Raw genomic sequence first — 17667 nt, forward strand, 5'->3', positions numbered from 1 at the left:
GGCCCACCCGGGCTTCCGGACGCCTACGGGGGAGGGGTGACGCCATGCGGCCGCTCGAAGTCGACGAACCCACCGTCGTGGGGCCCTACCGGCTGCTCGGCAGGCTGGGCTCCGGCGGAATGGGCCGGGTTTATCTGGGCCGCAGCGCCGGAGGCCGTACGGTCGCCGTCAAGATCGTGCACCCGCACTTCGCGCTGGACGAGGAGTTCCGGGCGCGGTTCCGGCGCGAGGTCCAGGCCGCGCGCCGGGTGGGCGGTGCCTGGACGGCGCCGGTCCTGGACGCGGACCCGGAGGCGCGGGTGCCGTGGGTGGCGACGGGGTACGCGGCGGGCCCGTCGCTGTCCGCCGCGGTGGCGGACTTCGGGCCCTTGCCGGCCCACACCGTACGGGTCCTGGGAGCCGGGCTCGCCGAGGCGCTGGCGGCGGTGCACGAGCTGGGTCTGGTGCACCGGGACGTGAAGCCGTCGAACGTCCTGCTCACGCTCGACGGCCCCCTGCTGATCGACTTCGGCATCGCCCGGGCCACGGACGGCACCGCGTCCCTGACGTCCACAGGCGTGTCGATCGGCTCGCCCGGCTATATGTCGCCCGAGCAGATCCTCGGCAAGGGCGTCACGGGCGCGGCGGACGTCTTCTCGCTGGGCGCGGTCCTGGCGTACGCGGCGACCGGCGAACCGCCCTTCCCCGGTGACTCCTCGGCGGCCCTGCTCTACAAGGTCGTCCACGAGGAGCCGGAACTCGGTCTGCTGGACGGGGAGCTGCGGTCCCTGACGGCCGCCTGCCTGACGAAGGACCCGGGCGCACGGCCCGCCCCGGCGGAGGCGGCCCTCCGGCTGGCTCCCGAGGGAGCGGCCCGGCTGATGACGGGCGGGTGGCTGCCCGGGGCGCTGGTGGAGCAGGTGAGCCGGAGCGCCGTGCAACTGCTGAACCTGGAGGCGGCGGGGCCGGGGGCCGGGGGGCCTTCGGGGCCGGTGGGGTTCAGCAGTCCTTCTGTGGGGACGGGGCCTTCCCTTGAAGTCAAGGCGGCAGGGGAGGCGGCTGAGGCGGTCGGGGCTCAGGGGGCTGTCGAGCCCGGCGTGTTCGGACCGCCTCCTGTCATGCCCACACCTGCCCCGGCGTCCCCCTTCCCCGCGGTACCCGCACCCCGGGACGCCGGCCCGCAGGACATGGCCCCGTCGTCCACCGGGCGCCGCCCCGGCAAGGTCACCGTCTCCGTGGCGGCGACGTCCACGCCGGAGGGCGGCGGGCGGGTGCGGAGGCTGAGCTGCTCGGTCGCCCTGGCGGTCGCCGGCGCGATGGCGGCCGTGACGATCGGGTCGGTGTTCGTGTTCGACCTGCTGCCGGGCGGCCGCGACGCCCAGGACGACAGGGACGGGGCCGCCCCGGGCGCCGACCACGCCGCACCGTCGGCGAGCAGCGGCGCCCCCGGCGCGGTGCCCGCCGCCTACCTCGGCACCTGGGAGGGCCAGGGCACCGCCCTGGACGGCAACCTGCCCCTCGGCACCTTCCGGATCACGGTCGAACGGGCCGCCGTGGGCCAGGAGCTGGGCCGGCTCCGCCAGACCGACCAGATCGGCGGCGTCTGTATCGACGTACTGACGCTGAAGCAGGTGACGAAGAAGGAGCTCGTCGCGACGTCCGTGGGCGCGAAGACCAACCACAGCGGCTGCAACCCGGCCGCCACGACCGTCCGTCTCAGCCCGGTGGGCGACGATCTCCAGTACCGCTCGGAGAGCGAGGAGTCGGGCCGGCCGCAGGCTCGGCTGTCGAAGGTGAGGTAGAGGCCGACCGGCCTCCGTATTTCACGAACAGGGTGATCAGCAGCGCGGCCGCCGTGAGGGTCGCGACCAGACCGACGACCCACAGCCACGGGTAGTGCACGTGCACCCAGCAGGGCCCGCCTTGGCTGTAGCACTCGGAGTCCCAGTTCCGGCGTCGCTTGGGCCGTACGGTCGTCTTGATCGTCCCGGCGACCACATACCCCGCTGCCAGCCCGGGCAGAGATGCGGCCACCCAGGCCAGCGAACGTGACCTGCTCTTCTTCCAGTTCATCCGGGTGAGCGGCCACACCCAGGTCAGGAAGACCAGCGGCACCAGAGCGCCGACGGAGGCGGCGAAGGCGTACGCGCCGCCGGGCCACGCGGGAGCGAAGTGACCCCAGAGGTCGTGGCTCCAGTACATGTCGAAGAAGACCAGCGGCATGATCAGGGCGACGAAGCCAGGCAGCACCAGGCAGCCGAACAGGCGCTCTCCGACACTGGTCTTCGCACGGCGAAGCGACGGCGGACGCCCTGGCCTGTGCACGTAACGCAGGGCGGGCCGGGCCGCCTTCCCCCTCTTCGGCTTCGCCGAACTTCTGCTCATGGCCCCTAACTCCCACCCTGATTCAGGTGCTCACTACTGTGTCTGCGATAGCGAACACCATTAGACGCGACTGACGCGCCACACCGCGTATTGCCGGGAAGGTCCACCATGGAGACATTGCAGCCGGACGATCCAGCGGAGTTGGGCACTTACCGGCTCCTGCGAAGACTCGGCGCCGGCGGCATGGGCCGCGTCTACCTGGCACGTTCACCGGGTGGCCGTACCGTTGCGGTAAAGGTCGTACGTCCGGATCTCGCCGCGGACGGCGACTTCCGTGACCGCTTCCGGCACGAGGTCGAGATAGCCAAGGCCGTCTCCGGCCGCTTCACCGCCCCCGTGGTGGACGCCGACCCGGATGCGCCGCTGCCGTGGTTGGCAACGTCCTACGTACTCGGCCCCGACCTCACAGACGTGGTTGCCACGCACGGTGCGCTGCCGGAGCGCACCGTCCGGGCACTTGCCGCCGGCCTGGCCGCCGCCCTCCAGGAGGTTCACGCGGCGGGGCTGATCCATCGCGACATGAAGCCGTCGAACGTCCTGCTGGCGGCGGACGGTCCGCGCGTCATCGACTTCGGGATCGCCCGGGCGGTGGACGGAAACCGTATGACGCAGACGGGAGTCGTGGTCGGCTCACCCGGCTACATGTCACCGGAGCAGGCGCTCGGTCAGGACATCAGCACGGCGGGGGACGTCTTCTCGCTGGGCGCCGTGCTCGCGTTCGCGGCGACTGGCAGGGGAACCTTCGGCCATGGCGCCGTCTCGCACGCCTCGTTGCTGTATCAGGTCGTGCATGGCGAGCCCGATCTGGAGGGCGTACCGCAGCAACTGCTGGGCCTCGTACGCGCATGCCTCGCAAAGGACCCGGCACATCGGCCAGCGCCGTCGGAAATCGTGAGGGCGCTCGCTCCGCAAGGCGTCGAGGGTGTTCTCAGCGACTGGCTGCCGTCAGCGGTGGCATCGACGATTGCCACGCACGCGGCCGGAATTCTGGACCTGGAGGCTCCGCAGCCGTCTCAGACACCGATTGCCGCATCCTTCGGGCCAGCACCTGCGATGGCGGACGAGACGCCGGCGTCAACGACCACACCGTCGCCTGGGTATGGCTACCCCGCGGTCCCGGGACATGTCAGCACCCCTGTGGCTGCCTACGGTGGTCTGGGGCCCGGCTACGCCACACCGCCCGGCGGCGCCCCCACTCCGGGATACGGGACGACCGCACCAGCCTACGGCGCTCACGAACAACCTTTCGCGGTAGGACCGTCCTCCACCAGGGCCACCGCCTCAACGGGGCACTCCCGCCGCCGCGTCCTCGGTCTAGCGCTCGGCGGAGCCGCCGCCGTCGCTGCGGCAGGCGGGGGGACCGCTTGGTGGCTCGGCCAGGACGAAGACTCCAAATCCACGGCTTCCGGCACAAGCGGCGAACCCGCCGAGGAGAACTTCACCACCCCGCCGGCCGGCGTCGCCCCCCAGCCGCTGTGGCACGAGACGGCAGCGGAGGACAGCACCACCACCGACGTACCGCTCCTCACCTACGAGGGTCTGCTCCTGGTCAGCGGTGACCCCCTGGTGGCCTACGACGTGAAAACAAGCGAGACCCGCTGGTCGAAGCCCGACGTCTGCGCTCCCGGCTCCCAGCTCCTGTTCCATGACGGCAAGGTGTTCCTCACCGATGGCGGCACGGAGGGGGTCCTCGTCGCGCGCGACGTGAAATCCGGCAAGGAAGTGTGGCGTAGCCGCCTCGGCAAGGCACTCGGCGTCGAAGGCACCATCGCCATCGACGACAAGTACGTGTACGTCACGGCCACCGACTATGGCCAGGCCGCGAGTGCCACCAAGTACCGCACTGCGGTCGCCGCCATCAGCCACAGCACCGGTAAGAAGGTGTGGCTCCAGCATCGCGACTGGGGCACGAGGGACTACGACGTCCAAGGAAGCGTCTCCGGCAAGTACCTCGTCTACACGGACTCCAACTACAACCTCACCGTGCGCGACACCGCCACCGGTGACCAGCTGTGGACGCAGAAGATCGGCGACGACTGGGCGTGGCAGCCGACGGTCGCGGACGGCCTCGTCTTCCTGCCCGGCGAGAAGCTCACGGCGGTGGACGCGGAGACAGGCCGCACACGGTGGACGCTCTCCCCCAAAGGCCGGCGTGGCTTCAACAACCCGGCCGTGATCGACGGCGTGCTCTACGTCAGTGACTACGACCGCGGTATCTGGGCTGTCGACGTCAAGACGCACAAGCGGATCTGGCTCTGCGAGGACCAGGATCGTGGCGGGGCGGAGTCGTTCGTGCGGGTCGGCACGACGCTCTACTGCGCCGCCGGGCCGCTGTCCGGCGGCGTCATCGCTCTTGAGGCCAAGACCGGCGACGTCCGCTGGACCTGGACCGATAGCACGGACTCCGGTGCCCCGTGGCAGATAGCCCCGGCGGGAAACCGACTGTTGGTGACGAACGGGCCGGAGATCTACGCGATGCCGGCAGTGTGACGCCGGGGCGCTGGGGCGCGATTCCGGGGGCTGCCATAGTCTCCGTTAGCTGAAGTTAACGAACGTGGCCACAGGGGCCGACGGGGAGGATGACCATCATGCGGATGCTGGTCACGGTCGTACGTGAAGGCGGTGAGCCGGAGGACGTCGTCGTCGCCGCCGACGACACTGCCACGGCAGGTGATGTCGCGGAGGTGCTGGCGCAGGCCGTCGAAGGAAGCTTCGCCCCGCGTGGCGGTGGGACGGGGAACGTCGTCGCCATGCCCGGCACGTCGCTGGCCTCGTTGCCCGGCTACGGGGCGGCGGTGGCCGGAGCCCCCGGGCTGTGGGCTGACGGCGTGCTGTGCGATCCGGCGTCTCCGGCGGCCGACGTCCTGCGGGACGGCATGCGCGTTTCCGTCGACCGCTCGATAGGTCCGCTGCTGCGCAAGGGCGAGCCCGTCGGACAGTACGAGTTGAGAGTGGCGGGTGGCCCTGGTTCCGGGCGGGTGGTCCGGCTGGGTGTCGGAGCGGCCACCGCGGGATCGGCACCCACCTGTTCGTTGCCGTTGCCGGACGCCGCACTGCCGCCGGTCACCCTCCGACTGACGATCGACCTTCAGGGCAGTGTCACCCTCACTCCGGAGGCAGGGGCCGGTATCCGACTCAACGATGACGCAGTGACGGCCGGGACTCCCTGGCCGCTCGGCGGTGTCGTGCGGGTCGGTGACTCACTGCTGGTGCTCGACAAGGTGGCCGAGCCGGACGCGCACCTGTCCGCGATGAGTGAAGGCGGCCTCGCCTACAACCGCCCCCCTCGGCTCTCGCCGCTGCGGCCTCGGCGGCGACTGGCCGTGCCGGTGCCTCCCTCCAAGGGAGAACGAGCGCGTTTCCAGTTCATCATGGCGTTCATGCCCTTGCTGTTCGGGCTGTCCATGTACTTCATCACCAAGCAGATCTACATGCTGCTGTTCTGTCTGATGAGCCCGCTCATGATGCTGGGCCAGTGGATCAGTGAGAACCGCGAGGGCAAGAAGAAGCACAAGACGTCCCTGAAGCAGTACAAGAAGGACCTCGCGGCCCACGAGGCAGAACTCGTCACCCTCAGCAAGGAAGAACAGCGCGCCCGCCGCGAGGACAACCCTGACCCGGCTGAGATCCTGCTCTTCGCGACCGGCCCTCGCCGCCGCCTGTGGGAGCGCCGTCTCACCGACCCGGACGCGATGCAGTTGCGCATCGGGGTCGGCGCCCTGCCTTCCGACGTGGAACTCGTCTTCGCGCGCGGCGGTGCGTCGCACGACGAGGAACCCCCGGAGCCCCCCACCCTTCCGGACGTCCCCGTGACCCTGCCGCTCGCCCGGCTCGGCGTGGTCGGTATCGCGGGTGACCGCGCCCGTGCCCTCGCCACCGCGCGCTGGCTGAGCGTGCAGGCCGCCGTGTTGCACAGCCCTCGGGACCTGTCGCTGGTGTCGCTGGCCGCGACACCAGCCGCTGGCGCCGAGTGGCACTGGGCGCACTGGCTGCCGCACACCAACCCCGACGACGGACAGGACTGCGTCGCTCTGGTCGGTTTCGACTCGGAGGGCATCAGCCGCAGGGTCAACGAGCTCCTCAACGAGCTTGCACGACGCAAGGCGGCCCGCGAGCAGCACAACATGACGGGCCAGCTGTATCCGGACGCCAACGTGCTCCTGATCCTTGACGGGGCTCGGCTGCTGCGCCGCGTCCCCGGTGTCCCGCAACTCCTGACCGAGGGACCGCAGTACGGCATCTTCGCCCTATGCATCGACGAGGACGAGCGGCTGCTCCCCGAGGAGTGCAAGGCCGTCGTGGCCTGGTCGCCCGACGCGTCCCACCACGTCCGAGTGCGCGGCTACGGTCTGGAGGCCGCCGGTGACGTCCTGGCTGACCAGGTCCCCTACGAATGGTGCGAACTCCTGGCTCGCTCCCTCGCTCCCATCCGCGACGTCAGTCGCGACGACGCCGATTCAGCGCTGCCCACCTCGGCCCGGCTGCTGAACCTGCTGAACCTGCCCAACCCAGCGGGTGCCGACGTGGAACGCATCTGGCAGGTGGGCGGTTCGACGACTTCCGCACCGATCGGCCTCGCCGCCGACGGCGCCTTCGTCCTGGACATCCGCCGCGACGGGCCGCACGCGTTGGTCGCCGGTACGACGGGTGCCGGTAAGTCCGAACTCCTGCAGACGATCATCGCCTCGCTGGCGGTGGCGAATCGCCCCGATGCCCTGAACTACGTCCTCATCGACTACAAGGGCGGCAGTGCGTTCATGGACTGCGCTCGCCTGCCGCACACCGTCGGCATGGTCAGCGATCTCGACGCGCACCTGACCGAGCGGGCCCTCGCCTCGCTCGCCGCTGAGCTGCATCGCCGGGAGCGGATCCTCTTCGACGCCGCGGCCAAGGACATCGAGGACTACAACGACACCCGCAAGCTTCGCCCCGAACTGGAACCGATGCCCCGGCTCGTCCTGGTCATCGACGAGTTCGCGTCCCTGGTCGCCGAACTGCCCGACTTCATCGCGGGCCTGGTCGACATCGCACGCCGAGGCCGCTCGCTCGGTGTGCACCTGATCCTCGCCACGCAACGTCCCGCAGGTGTGGTGAGTGCCGACATCCGGGCCAACACCAACCTCCGCATCGCCTTGCGAGTGACGGACGCCTCCGAGTCGATGGACGTCATCGACGCACCGGACTCGGGCGCGATCGCCAAGTCGACCCCGGGCCGTATGTACGTCCGATCCGGAGCCCAGTCCCTGGTCGGCGTGCAGTCGGCCCGTATCGGTGGCCGTCGTCCGGCCACGGGCCAGACAGGCCCGAAGGCCACGCTGATCCCGTTGCCCTGGAACGCCTACGCCCGCCCGCTGCCCAAGCGGGACGAAGCGCAGGACGACGGCACGATGGTCACCGACCTGGCTGTCCTCGTGGACGCGGTACGCGACGGCGCCGAGCGGATGGGCTTCGGCGAACAGCGCAGCCCGTGGCTGCCGCCGCTTGCGGAGTCGGTCACGCTGGACGAGCTGTCCATGTACGGCGGCGCACCGGGCACCGCCCCGGGCGACGACGTGGCCCCGATCCCGTATGGCTTGGTCGACTTGCCGGCGAAGCAAAGCCGCATGCCGGTATCCCTGGACCTCGTGTACGGCGAGCACACCCTGCTGCTCGGTGGCGCTCGCTCGGGCCGCTCGACGGCGCTCCGCACCCTGGCCGGTTCCCTGGCCCGGAACACCTCACCGCTAGACGTGCATGTTTACGGCATCGACTGCGGCTCCAACGCCTTGCTGCCGCTGGTGCGGCTGCCGCATGTGGGCGCCGTCGTGACGCGCGACGAGCCGGACCGGGTCCGCCGTCTGATCCAGCGTCTCCAGGTGGAGGTCGCTCGCCGCCAGCAACTCCTGGCGATGGAGGGAGCGTCGAGCGCGGCGGAACAGCGCGCGGGTGCCTCGCCGGAGGAGCGCCTGCCCTGGATGGTCCTGCTCCTGGACAGCTGGGAAGGATTCGCGTCGACCTTCGAGAACTACAACTACGGTCAGCTGCTCGAAGCGGCCCAGCGGCTCTTCCGCGAAGGCTCCGCAGCCGGTCTGAAGGTCGTCATGACAGCCGACCGCAGTGGTCTGAGCGGGCATGTCTCCTCGGCCTTCGCCGACCGTCTCGTCATGCGCTTCGCCGACCCGAACGATTACTCCACGGCCGGTCTCCAGGCTCGCGAGGTCCCGAAGAACATGCCGCCCGGACGCGCCCTGCGTATCACGGACACCGGCGTGGACGAGACGCAGATCGGCCTGCTGGCGCAGGACCCGGCCGGCCAGGCCCAGGTCCGCGCGCTCCGCGAGATCGCGGAGGAGGCGAGGAACCGCTACGGTCGGGTGCCGGCGGGCCGCCGCCCCCTGCGGGTCGACGCCTTGCCGACGCGCATCACGGCGTCGGAAGCGATGGCCCTGGACCCGGACTTCGTTTCGCCGTCCCCCCTCTGGGCGCTGCTCGCCGTGGGCGGCGACGAACTCCACCCCATCGGGATCGACCTGGAGGAGAACGGACCTGGATTCGTCATCGCGGGCCCGCCGAAGTCGGGGCGCTCCACGGCACTGCTGTGTGCCGCCGAGTCCCTGCTGCGTTCGGGCACGCCCCTGGTGGTGGTGACCCCTCGCCGGTCCCCGCTGCGTGACCTGGAGGGCCGTGAGGGCGTGCTCGGCATGCTCAACGCGGAGAGCTCGGGTGACGAGCTGGAGGAAATCCAGGACCGGCTCGACGGACAGCCGTACGTGGTCGTGGTCGACGACGCCGAACTCCTCTACGACGCGCCGCTGGACGAGCCGCTGGAAGGGGTCATCCGAAAGGGAGCCGACGGTGGCGTGGGCCTGCTCGCCGCCGGCACGACGGACTCCCTGTCGGGTCAGTACCGGGGTTTCGCGGTCGAGGCCCGCAAGTCCCGCAATGGCCTGCTGCTGACGCCTCAAAGCTCTTCGGACGGCGAACTGTTCGGCATCCGCCTGCCTGCGAACAGCGGGGGCGGAGCAGCGGGCAGCGGATTGTTCGTGGCCGGCGGGACGTTCGTGCCGGTTCAGGCTGTGATGAACTCATAGACCGCGAGGGGGCTCCCGCTCAGTGAGCGGGAGCCCCCTCAGCACTGATCGCCTGACGTCTGGACTAAGACTTCGTGTTGCGAACGCCCTCGTCGCTCGGCCTATTGCCACTCGTCGACGAGGTAGGCGGCTCCTCCGGGCCAAACGTGCGAAGAATCCAGAGACGGCGCCAGAGGACCGCCGTGACGAGGCCGAGGAAGACGACGGCCAGAGCCGAACTGCCGTAGGCCGGCAGGTTCGCCGGCGGGTCATCTACCCAACTCTGCGCGAGGATCCGGGACGAGTCCTCGGGGTCGTACGTGACGATCATGGAGGCGCCGGCTTGCCCTTCGGGAAGCATTCCGGCGTAGTCCGAGAGCTTGACCTCTGTGCCTGCCTCGGGGCTGCTCACGAGACGGACCTTCACGTATTTCGGCTTGGAGTCGACACCGACGACCGTGGCAGCGGCACTGACCCCGCGGGAACGCAGGTCCTGTACCAGGGAATACGACGGGAGCAAGAAAACAAGGGCCATCCCGACGCACAACAGAAACAGGCCGAACCCAGCCAGAATCAAGCGGCATTGCGGAAGGTTCGGCCGTGGCTGCCAGGCAGCTGCTCCCGCTGCCGCTCGGCGTGCCTCTTCCACATGGGGCGGGAGCTGATATTGGCCCGTGCGGAGTTTTCTCTTCTTCTTGGCCATGGTCATCGCAAGGGCGCGGGCACCAGAGCTTTGTTTTCTGCCTCAGACGCCGCCGGGGGCATCCCTTCCGAGGTTCGATGACCTCGAAGGAATGCCCCGGCAGGCTGCGACATCCGCGCGTTCCCGCGTCGGCTCAGGTGGCGCGCTCGATGTTGTCGGCGCTGGTGTTGGCCGACTTGCTGGCCTCGTTCAGCGTGTCGACCCACTTGTCGAACGTCGGCTTCACGTCGTGCCAGTCGTTCCGGAAGCGGTCGGCCTTGGGGCCCTTCCAGTAACCCGTGCTCTGGCTGGTGGCCGTCTCCAGAGCCTTGATGAGGCCCTGGAGGTCGGTGGCCTTCTTGCCGAAGAGCTTGGACAGCTCCCGAAGCTGAGTGAGATCTGCACCGCGATCCATGGCGTTCCTCCCCGTGTCACGTGAGTAAACGGACTATCCGTTTGCAACACGGGACGCTACCGCACCAGACGTAGTCGCAGTCCAGCGCCTTCGGAGATCGGAGTTTCGTGTGAACGAGTGGTGTTGGCCTGGAGTGGGAGCCCAGTAAAGGTCTACACGGAGCGCCAGTATGCTGGGGCTCCTGGGACAGCGGGGGAGGCTGCTATGGCAAATCCTGACATTCAGGAACTCAACCAGCGGGCCGGCCAACTGAGGTCGCTGGCCGACCACATCGACTCACTTGTCGATGCCGCCAAGAACCACAGCACCACGGGGATGAAGACGTGGTCGGGCCCGAACGCGGACAACGTGCGTGGGCGGCTCAAGAGCTGGCAGACGACGTGCGGCACGGTTGCCAAGGCGCTGCGCGACGAAGCGCACAAGTGCACGCAGGACGCCAAGGACCTGAAGGACGAGAAGAAGTAGCGGGGCGCTGCCCCTGCTTCGGCGAGAGGAACCCGTACCAGTGCCCTCGTACGACAGCTCCCGGGCCCGCTTCCGGTTGGCCGACCGTCACATCGTCGTGTTCGCACACCTCTTGGACGGCGAGACGCCACCTGAGGAGCTGTGGGAGTCACTGGTCGAGCTCCAGCGCATCGGCCTGGTCGGCGAGGAGGGAGAACTGGCTCCGGTTCTCCGCGAGCCGCTCGGCGCCCTGGCCGACCCGATGGTCATGATCCAGGTGGAGATCACGGGCGAGCACGGCGTGGTCAACCACGGTGTGATCGTGGGCCAGGAGGCCGTGATCTCACACGATGGCTGGCCGGGGGACGAGGAGTCCGAGTACGTCTCCATCGAGCCGAACACCCTCGTGTGGGAACTGGCCCGCAAGGTCAACCTGCACCGAACGGAGCAGCCGGAGGAAGGCGCTCCCGAGGTCCGTGTCGAGACGACCATGGGCGCTCTGGATGCCGCGTTCGTCGCCCTGGAAGAGCCCGGCGCCGACGACGACGCGACCCGCGACCTCGTCCGCAAGGTACTCGTCGAGGCGGACACCGACCTCAAGGACCTGGCCCTGGGCCGATTCCTTGACCTGGTCGTCTCTCTGAACGCCACCTGGCGCATCACCGCCGCCTGGGACGGCGAACACGAGGGCCAGCGCTCCACCATGGTCCGCGCCCTGGCCGTCTGGGACTGCGGCCCCCTCGGCTACTGGATCCGCGAGCAACCCGAAGAACCGATCAGGCCGGGCCAGGTCGGCCCGGACAGTGCACTTGTCCTGGCGAAGTCCAACTCCGCCGAAGTGTGGGAGAAGTTGACGGGCCTGCTACCGGACAAGGAAGAACTGCTGATCGCGGACGAGTAGCACCTGGAGTCTCGTACATGACCGAGGTATATGCGCCCGCGAGTCGGAACGAACTGCGGCGTTGGCCCGGCACGGTGGGGGCGCTCGTTCTCGCGCCCCTGACGATGATCGGGTGCGCGTGGCTGGCTCAGCGCCAGGACGCACTGGTGGTGCTGGGCGCGGTCCTGGCACTGCTCGTGCTGGTCATCGCCTGGGTCATGTGTGGTGCAGGACCGGGCGCATGCGTAGCGGTCTTTGGATTTGCCTTCATGCTTTTCGTAGGGCCGGCCATGGGCGACTACGTGATCAATGACCGTGGCGTGCGGCACGACGCTGTGATCGGCGACGTCAGCACGTACTGGAGGAAACACGGAGACGGCCGGGCGTGCACGGCCGTGACCACTGACACGGACAAGCCCCGCGCCTACGAGGTGGACGACCCCGATGGCTGCGACGACGACCTCGCAGAGGGGCAGAGTGTCACCCTGGTGATCGATCCGGAAGGCTGGCTGAAGCCACGGCTGAGCCGCCACGTCAAGGGCGTCGCGCCCTACCTGGTATGGACGTCCGTGGGACTGCTCGCCGCGATGGAGAGTGCCATACTGTACGGGCGGCTTCGGCGGCGAGGGCTGCGGAAGCGATCCCCAGTCCCTGAGCTGTAGTTCAGAACCAGTTCATCGGATTCGCCTTGGATTTGGCGATGCTCTTGCCCAAGTCCTTGGCCTTGTCGCCGACCCAGCCAGCCGCCTTGCCCGCGCCTTCCTTGATGTCGTCCCAGTGCTGGACGACCTTCGCGCCGCCGTAGATTAGGCCCGTCCCCACCGCGAGACCGATGGTGACGGGGTTCGGGGCGACCATGGCCGCCGTGAGGGAGGCGTTGAAGCCGACCTCTGCGACATCGGCGACGTACGCAGCGCCCTTCTTCTTGAAGGCGTCGACGGGGTTGCCCTGTGAAATGACGTTGGCGGCGCTGAAGCCCGTAGACATGACCCCGCCGACGATGCCGGCGCCGCGCAGGAAGCCGGCGGTCTTGGCGGCGGCACCGAGGCCGGTACGCAGGGCCCCAGCGCCTCGTGCGGCGTTCGTGGCCTCCGCCGCGGAGTTGGCAAACCGCTGACTGTTCGCGGCCTTGGTGAACACCTTGATCAGGCTCGCGTTGCCCGCGCGAGCGACCGCTTGGCCGGAGTGGGTGAATCCGCCGTACATCCTGGCTGCCTGGTCGGAGCCGACCAGGAAGTCGATCACCCCGTTGGCGCGGAGCGAGTTCATCAAAGGTGTGGCGCGCACCCAGTTGTAGCCCTGGCCGATCAGGTCCCCGCGAATGCCGCTGGTAAGAGGGATGCGGGACAGGCTCTGGTAGGTGGAGCTGCGGCCGAAGAGGGAACCGAGCTGACCGGGCAGCCAACTGCCCGGCGCGCTCAGCGAGCGCAGCTTCGGTGTCCACTTGATCAGGCCGTTGCCGGCGGAACGAATGAGCCCACTGTCGGAACCGCGCAGGACGACACCGAGTCGCGTTTTCCAGGTGCGCAGGGCCCCCGCCTTCAGGGAGTTGCCCAGGAGCACCTTGGTGAGTGACGTGCCCTGCATAGTGACGACGGCCGTGGCGGCGGTCACGGAGCCCCAGTCGCCGTACAGACCGATCATGGAGGCGATCGTCTCTTCGTGCGGCTGGAGCCCGGGCATCTGGGCGATGGCGTGGGCTTCCAGCCGCTGGATCCAGTCTGCCAGCGATTCTTCGGGCTGCCGCTTGAACTTGTAGGCGTTCGGATCGTCGCTGGCCGCGACGGAGTTGGCCAGCAGAAGGCCGTCGGGGCCGAGGCCCTCGCTCTTGTACTTCGCGATCTCCTTGGAACTGAACCCGGCCCACATGAGCCCGGCCTGCGGGTCACCGCTCTCCAGCCGGGCGAAGACAGCCCGCTTGCGCAAGTCCGGTGCGGTGTCCTTGACCCAGCTGCGCAGAGGCTTGAGCGTGGTCAGTTTGCTCGTCACGCCGAGCCTGGACGCTCTGGTGAACGCTTCATCCACCTTGTCCTGGACCCCGCCGCGCCCGTCGAGCAGCTTCGCGAGCTGGTCCAGGTCGTCCGGATTCACATTCCGTATGCCCACGTTTCAGATCCCCAGAGCTGTGTTCCGGAACCAGCCGGTCAAGGCTGTGGAGTCGCTGATCCAGCGTAAGGACACCTGTTTCCGCAAGGCCGCTGCATCACCTTCTCTTTACCATGTGCAAACGCACTTTTAAGAGAAGCCGGCGCTCTGCCCCCGCGTGCTCTTCGGCAGTGTGCTCAACCTGTGCGCAGGAGTGCGTATGCGAAGGCGAGGCGCCTGTCCAGCCATGCGGCCCGGACCAGGAACCTGCGGTCGCCCTCGGAGGTAAGGACCAGTTCGTCGCCGGCCTTCCACTCGAGAACCCGCGACTTGCCCGGCTGGTCACCGCCCTCCGCCCCCATGTCGGCGACGGCCTGGGCGACACCCAGTAGCAGCTTTCCCGCGCCGCGCTGGACCATTTCCTTCGGGCCGCCCTTCGCCCATTCCGCGCTGCTCACGATCTCGGGGTGCCCGGGCTGGAGGATGCGCCAAGTCGGCTTCAGGGCGTGCTTCAGCGGGGCGATGCGCTGAATCGTTCCGATGCCCTCTCCTCGCGCGTCCCGCACCGCGTAGTGGCGCCGACCCTCGACGTCCTGAGGTTCGTCGAGGGAGCAGAGCGGCCTGGTGCCCTCGGCGTCCTCGTACAGGCGCTGACCGCCCGCGGCCGACGGCTGCGGCGGGAAGAACGCACAAGGTGCGTTGACGCGTTGGCCACCCGAGCCCTGCGGCACCCTGAACGCACGGACGCCGAGCGCGGCACGCTTGCGCTGCCCTGCGGCAGGCCGTTCCTCGTCGGTGATGGCGAACTCCCAGGCGTCCGTCCAGGGGACGACATGGATGGGCGGCTCGTCGACGTGCCTGTTCTTGCCGAACACGGTGCCTCTCCGGGTCACTTTAGGGATGGACTCCGACCATAACTCCAACTGGTCAGGCCGCTCGCTGGGGAGGCCGAGCTGTGCACTCCGGCGCGTGCTACGCGCTTGTCCGCTTCCTCCGCACGACGTCGTCCGACAACTCCGACACCTTGAACAACACGTTCGCGAACTCGACCGTGTCTCCGACCGGACGTTCTCGTAACCGGCCACCTTGATGCCCGCGCAGCTGGCGCTGATTCCGCCGGTCTGTGCGTCGCTGCCGACGTGGGCCGTGATCGACAAGCCGGTGGGGGAGGTCCACACGCCGCTGTTGTCGAGCAAGGACTGGGTTTCTCCCTTCGGGGGGAACCCTTTCGAGGCGGCGGCCAGCACTGATCGGTTGGTGGAAAAGCAAAGGCCGTTGTCCGCTGGCCCCCCTGCGACTCGAGTGAGTCCGGGGCCGCAGCCACCGCGGCTCTGGCCTTCACGTCCTGCGGCTCCAGGACGACCCGATAGGCGCAGATCTGCGTGACGGTGTAGCCCTGCCCTGAGACGGTGATGTGCTGCCCGGGCTCGACCGTCCGCTGCTTCTGGCCTGCCTCGTACCTGACTCCGCCCCGGACGGTGGCGCTGCGGGTCTTGCCGTCGGCGTGGGTCGCGTACTGCACGCCCCCGCCGGCGGGTAGTCGGAAGCCGCCCCCGCGCAGCACATGCAGGCCGCCCGCGGTGAATTCGCCGGCACACGAAGGGCCCTTGCCCCGTGCGGGCGGGGCTGTCGCGCCGTCGCCTCCGTCGGACGTTCCGCACCCCGACAGTGCGAACAGAACCACGGTGCTCGCGACGACGTACCTGCTATTCACCGATTTCGCCACCGGTCTCCTCCTTCGGTCTCCTCCTTGACCTTCGCCGTCGGCAGTGCAGTGGACTTCGACGCGTTCGAGCACGGATTGCTTGAGTGCCGCCGACGCCGCTGATGTCAGCTTGCAGGATATTTTGAGGTGGATGGGGTGTTTGACCTGTTTGCTGTTTGCGGGCATAGCGCGGTGGGACGTTGTGCGCTCCCCCGACTGGCCTGCCATGTGGTTCGATTACCTTTGCTTTACGTACCTTGGCGTGGCAACCCAGTTGCGCCGTGCGGCTTGCCGGCTGGTCGAGACGCTGTTCTCAGTGCCTGATGTCGTGCCTGTCTGTGGCCGTATAGAGCTGAAAGGCATGGATATGACCGGACTGATGGAGGAGAGGAAGGCGTCAAGCGGATGAGCGGGGTGTCGTTCGAGTTGCAGCGTGCTGTGTCATCCGGCAAGGGGCCTCATGGCGACACCTACTCGTGGGTAGGGCACGTGGAGGGGCTCGGGCGGATCGAGCTGGCCTTCCCTACGGAGTACAGCGACTACCCGTCGGAATATTGCGAAGTGGCGGTGAGCGGGGAGAGCTTTCCGCTCACCACATATCTCGGACTGCGCTATCTCCGGCGCCCCCTGCTGGCCAGCGGGGAGCTGCGGGTCGACTGGGACCCGGCGGAGCTCTCCAGAAACGTGTGGTGGCTCGGCCGTAGGGGACGTGCCTTGCGGATCTTGGCCAAGGGGCGTGGGTACACCTACGCCGAGCGGGGCGGCAAGCGCAGCCATGAGTTGGTGCGCTCAGGTGCCGCCGTGCACATGAGGCGTTCGAGCTGGAGTAACCCACGCACCCTCTCGGGGACCTGCCTGGGCGAGGCGGATGCCCTCGACATCAGTCTCGCTCTCGTCCTTGAGGGCGTCTACACGCGGAACCTCACGACGCGCGGTGCGCTCGTGTCGCTGCCCGGACGCTTCCTCAACCGGTTCAGCTCTCTATGACCACCGGTCAACCGATCTCTGATTCTTCCACTATCTCTGACTTCAGGGGGACACAACAGAATGCCTTCGATGGATGCGGCCCGGCGCCGATTTCGGCTGACCGATTCCCATGTCAGCGTGCTGGGATTTCTTGTGGAGGGTGACCCGATCCCCGCCGAACTGTCCGAGGCGCGGGCCGAATTGAGGGAGTCAGGGATACTCGACGCCGAGGACAAGATCTCGGCTGACCTCTATCCGCTCGTCGCGACACTCATGGAGCCCCGGCTCATCGCCCGAGTCGAGATGACTGGCCCTCAGGGTGTCACCCAGAGCGGAGCCGTCATCGGGGATGATTTCATCTTCACGCACGAGAACTGGCCTGGTGACACCGAGTCGGAATATGTCCCCGCAGAGCCCGAAACGCTGGTGTGGGCGCTGGCCCGGATGGTCGATCTGCACCGGGACTTCACCGAAGAGGCGGACTCGGGTGAAGTGATCACGTCGACGATGAGCACGTTCGATGGTGTGGTCGAGCGTATGGAGGCGGGGCAGATCGAAGAGCCGGAGGCTGTGGCCCGAGCGGCGGACGCCCCGGTGCGGCTGGCCGAGGTGCTGGCCCAGCTGAACTGTATGTGGCGTATCACCATGGCCTGGCGGGGAGCGGAAACGAAGGTCAGCGGGCTGGCAGTGCGGGCCCTTGTGGTGTGGGACTGCGGAATCGAGGGGTACTGGTTGCGGGAGTTGCCTGCTGAGCCCATCGTCGAGGGTCAGGTGGACGCGAGCAGTGCACTGCGGGTTCGACGTACCTCGGCCAAGGAACTGTGGCAGATGATCACGGATCTACTTCCGGACGGGGCGCAACTCGCCTCCGCACAGCCCTCCCAGGCCACGTCCTAGTGTCCTGCGCCTGAAATCCGTTGGTAGATACGTCTCGTCTGGGCGGTCGGGTTCCCGCCGCCGACAAGGCGGGTTGACCGTCCGTGGCTCAGCCAGAACTGCCTAGGAAATTCCGGCGCAGGACACTAGCACGGCGCACGCCTCGGCGTTTCTGAAAAGCCGCCCGTGGCGTTTCAAGCC

The 17667-nt window shown here is 68.3% G+C and carries 14 protein-coding genes; 9 read left to right on the forward strand and 5 right to left on the reverse strand.

Annotation, left to right across the window (positions count from 1 at the left end; genetic code table 11):
* The first annotated feature begins 44 nt into the window (after nucleotides 1-44).
* Entirely contained in the window at nucleotides 45-1781 is a 1737-nt protein-coding gene (locus ACIBK5_RS11535; RefSeq protein ID WP_399018546.1) for a serine/threonine-protein kinase, read from the forward strand.
* On the opposite strand, the gene ACIBK5_RS11540 is transcribed toward ACIBK5_RS11535, so the two are convergent.
* Entirely contained in the window at nucleotides 1696-2364 is a 669-nt protein-coding gene (locus ACIBK5_RS11540; protein ID WP_399018548.1) for a hypothetical protein, read from the reverse strand. The genes ACIBK5_RS11535 and ACIBK5_RS11540 overlap by 86 nt on opposite strands.
* A 108-nt stretch (nucleotides 2365-2472) precedes the next feature.
* On the opposite strand from ACIBK5_RS11540, the gene ACIBK5_RS11545 reads away from it, so the two are divergent.
* Together ACIBK5_RS11545 and ACIBK5_RS11550 are read left to right on the forward strand one after the other, a co-directional pair.
* A complete protein-coding gene (locus ACIBK5_RS11545) occupies nucleotides 2473-4854 on the forward strand; it encodes a PQQ-binding-like beta-propeller repeat protein (RefSeq protein ID WP_399018550.1) in 2382 nt (793 codons plus the stop codon).
* Between the two features lie 98 nt (nucleotides 4855-4952).
* Nucleotides 4953-9434: an FtsK/SpoIIIE domain-containing protein gene (locus ACIBK5_RS11550; protein ID WP_399018552.1), complete on the forward strand. Its 4482-nt coding sequence runs from the start codon at nucleotides 4953-4955 to the stop codon at nucleotides 9432-9434.
* A 64-nt stretch (nucleotides 9435-9498) separates the two neighbouring features.
* On the opposite strand, the gene ACIBK5_RS11555 is transcribed toward ACIBK5_RS11550, so the two are convergent.
* Together ACIBK5_RS11555 and ACIBK5_RS11560 are read right to left on the reverse strand one after the other, a co-directional pair.
* Entirely contained in the window at nucleotides 9499-10116 is a 618-nt protein-coding gene (locus ACIBK5_RS11555) for a hypothetical protein (RefSeq protein WP_399018554.1), read from the reverse strand.
* 133 nt (nucleotides 10117-10249) lie between these two features.
* Nucleotides 10250-10510 (reverse strand): WXG100 family type VII secretion target, encoded by a 261-nt coding sequence (locus tag ACIBK5_RS11560; RefSeq protein WP_399018555.1) that lies wholly within the window; start codon nucleotides 10508-10510, stop codon nucleotides 10250-10252.
* 204 nt (nucleotides 10511-10714) lie between these two features.
* Here ACIBK5_RS11560 and ACIBK5_RS11565 point away from each other — a divergent pair, with 204 nt between their 5' ends.
* Genes ACIBK5_RS11565 through ACIBK5_RS11575 form a run of 3 tightly spaced genes read left to right on the forward strand, consistent with a single transcriptional unit; the run spans nucleotide 10715 to nucleotide 12496 of the window.
* Complete coding sequence (locus ACIBK5_RS11565) at nucleotides 10715-10975, forward strand: WXG100 family type VII secretion target (RefSeq protein ID WP_399018556.1); 261 nt, start codon at nucleotides 10715-10717, stop codon at nucleotides 10973-10975.
* 40 nt (nucleotides 10976-11015) lie between these two features.
* Complete coding sequence (locus tag ACIBK5_RS11570; RefSeq protein WP_399018558.1) at nucleotides 11016-11855, forward strand: hypothetical protein; 840 nt, start codon at nucleotides 11016-11018, stop codon at nucleotides 11853-11855.
* A 17-nt stretch (nucleotides 11856-11872) separates the two neighbouring features.
* Complete coding sequence (locus ACIBK5_RS11575) at nucleotides 11873-12496, forward strand: hypothetical protein (protein ID WP_399018560.1); 624 nt, start codon at nucleotides 11873-11875, stop codon at nucleotides 12494-12496.
* Nucleotide 12497: 1 nt separating this feature from the next.
* Here the strand turns inward: ACIBK5_RS11575 and ACIBK5_RS11580 are convergent, their stop codons facing one another.
* Nucleotides 12498-13934, reverse strand: a complete 1437-nt coding sequence (locus tag ACIBK5_RS11580) for a PE-PGRS family protein (protein WP_399019178.1) — start codon at nucleotides 13932-13934, stop codon at nucleotides 12498-12500.
* Nucleotides 13935-14116: 182 nt separating this feature from the next.
* Nucleotides 14117-14794 (reverse strand): hypothetical protein, encoded by a 678-nt coding sequence (locus ACIBK5_RS11585; RefSeq protein ID WP_399018562.1) that lies wholly within the window; start codon nucleotides 14792-14794, stop codon nucleotides 14117-14119.
* Nucleotides 14795-15724: 930 nt separating this feature from the next.
* Here ACIBK5_RS11585 and ACIBK5_RS11590 point away from each other — a divergent pair.
* The 3 genes from ACIBK5_RS11590 to ACIBK5_RS11600 all read left to right on the forward strand — a co-directional run bounded on the left by ACIBK5_RS11590 (nucleotide 15725) and on the right by ACIBK5_RS11600 (nucleotide 17487).
* On the forward strand, nucleotides 15725-16033 hold the full coding sequence (locus tag ACIBK5_RS11590; protein WP_399018565.1) for a hypothetical protein: 309 nt from the start codon (nucleotides 15725-15727) through the stop codon (nucleotides 16031-16033).
* An 80-nt stretch (nucleotides 16034-16113) separates the two neighbouring features.
* On the forward strand, nucleotides 16114-16611 hold the full coding sequence (locus ACIBK5_RS11595) for a hypothetical protein (RefSeq protein WP_399018566.1): 498 nt from the start codon (nucleotides 16114-16116) through the stop codon (nucleotides 16609-16611).
* A 69-nt stretch (nucleotides 16612-16680) separates the two neighbouring features.
* On the forward strand, nucleotides 16681-17487 hold the full coding sequence (locus ACIBK5_RS11600; protein WP_399018568.1) for a hypothetical protein: 807 nt from the start codon (nucleotides 16681-16683) through the stop codon (nucleotides 17485-17487).
* Nucleotides 17488-17667 lie beyond the last annotated feature (180 nt).

This window comes from Streptomyces sp. NPDC050546, from assembly GCF_044457425.1.
Taxonomy (GTDB): Bacteria; Actinomycetota; Actinomycetes; order Streptomycetales; family Streptomycetaceae; genus Streptomyces.